Source organism: Mycobacterium sp. THU-M104 (assembly GCF_049197365.1).
Taxonomy (GTDB): Bacteria; Actinomycetota; Actinomycetes; order Mycobacteriales; family Mycobacteriaceae; genus Mycobacterium.
In genome coordinates, this window is record NZ_JBMIOP010000264.1 from 1 (window position 1) to 1869 (window position 1869).

The following is a 1869-nucleotide window of genomic DNA, read 5'->3' on the forward strand; positions in this document are numbered from 1 at the left end:
ATTCGTGGGCGTAGGCGCTGAACAGGGTCGCGGTGGCCGCCGACACCTCGTCGCCGGCGGCGGCCTGCAGGCCGGTGGTCCAGCCCGCCGCGTCGGCGTTGGCCGTGCCGATCGCCGACCCGATCCCGGAAACGTCGGCGACGGCCGTCGCGAGCATCGGTGGCTGCGCGAAGACAAACGTCATCGGATCACCCTTCTATGGCCAGACAGCATCGAGGCGGCACTGGGCCACCGTACGGCGAATGCGCCGTTGTGTCTGGCGTTTAAGCGTTTTCGGCGCCGACCGGTCAGTACGGACCCGGGTTCGGTACACCGAGCAGGATCGTCTGCAGGGCATTCTCGAAGTTGATGAGCTCGAAGCCGCCGGCCAGGGTGACCAGTCCTGTGTCGGCGGCGATCGGGTCGCCGATCGCGTTGAGCAGGCCGACCGGGTTGCCGTTGATGGCCTGCGAGATCCCGTTGAGGAACAGGTTGAGGTCATAGGACGGCAGGGACACCACCACGGCGGTCGCGAGGTCCGCCGTCGGGAGCAGCGTCGCGTAGGCGGTGGAGAAGTCGGTGGTGAAGCCGCCGACGAGGGTGTTGTTGGCGTTCTCGATGCCGCCGATGACGTTGGTGAGTGTGGCGGGGATGGACGCCACGGTCGGCAGCGACGCCAGTGCGGTCGTCCCCCCCGACGCCCCCCCGGTGAGCGCGGCCGCGAGGGTCGGCAGTGACAGGGCGGGCAGCGACATGGCGGGCAGCGAGGTGGGGAGCATGGCGGAGATGTCGGCCCCGAACGCGTTCATGCCCTGCTGGGCGCCGCTGACCAGCAGCGGACCCAGGGCGGTGGTCGCGCTCAGCGGCGGCAGGAACCCGAACGGGGTCTGCACATTGGCCAACCCGGTGGAGTAGCCGTAATCGGGGTTGCCGTAGCCCCAGTTGACCAGGTAGGTCAGGTCCGGCTGGACCAGGTCGGCCAGCGGGTTGCCGATCACCGGGATCGCGCGCAGCGGGTCCAGCAGCGGCAGATTGTGGGTGGGGATCATGACGTAGTTGGTGTCGAGGCTGCCGCCGTGGTCGCCGAGCTGCGCGGAACCGGGCAGCAGGAAGCCCGAGTTGATCACTGACTGCGACAGTGTCGGGTAGGTGCCGTGGACGAAGACGATGCCCGCCAGCGCGTTGAGGTCGGAGAAGATGTCGATGGGGTACTGCGGGAAGTCGGCGAACCCGTCGTATTCCAGCGAGTAGATGGTGGTGTCGAAGTCGTTGCTGGGTGTGGAGTTGCCGAAGGTGACGCCCAGGCTGGGCAGGCTCAGGTCCGGGAAGCGGGACAGCAGTCCGCCGTTGGGGTTGCTCGGGTCGCCGAGCAGGGTGAAGTTGAGCTGGTTAGGTAAGTAGCCATCGGCTTTCAGGATCGGCATCGACATCGACGCCAGGGTCGAACTCTGCGAGTACCCCAGAATCGACAAGGGACTCCCGGTGTAGGTGCTGGGGTCTGGGATCTGCGCCTTGATGGCGTTGTCCAACTCGGTGACCCCACGGGCCAGTGAGATGTTCAGCGTCAGGTCCTTGACGCCGGTGAACGGATACAACCCCTCAGCCGTGGACACTGCTGTCTGTGTCCCGGCATAAAAGTTGTCGAGGTAGCGGTCGAAGACGTTCGCCATGTACGTCGTCGACGGCGTCGCGGTACCGCTGCCGGTCATGATCAGATTGGTGAGGACTGTGATGGGAGTCGTCGGCGGCGATATCGACGTGGGAGTTGCCGCGGCCGCGACCACGGCGCCGGCGCCCAGGGTGCCGGCGACACCCGCCTCGGCCTGCACGTAGGCGTTCCCGGCGCCGCTCAAAGCCGCCACGAACTGCTCGTGGAACGCGCTCGCCTGC

2 protein-coding genes are annotated in these 1869 nt (G+C 67.0%); both read right to left on the minus strand.

Translation table 11 applies throughout. From position 1 onward, the window contains the following. A partial coding sequence (locus ACOJVU_RS19330; protein ID WP_421531250.1) for a PE family protein occupies nt 1–184 on the minus strand: 184 nt, incomplete at its 3' end. Between the two features lie 103 nt (nt 185–287). Next, nucleotides 288–1869 (minus strand): PE-PPE domain-containing protein (locus ACOJVU_RS19335; protein WP_421531251.1); only part of this gene is annotated, 1582 nt, incomplete at its 5' end.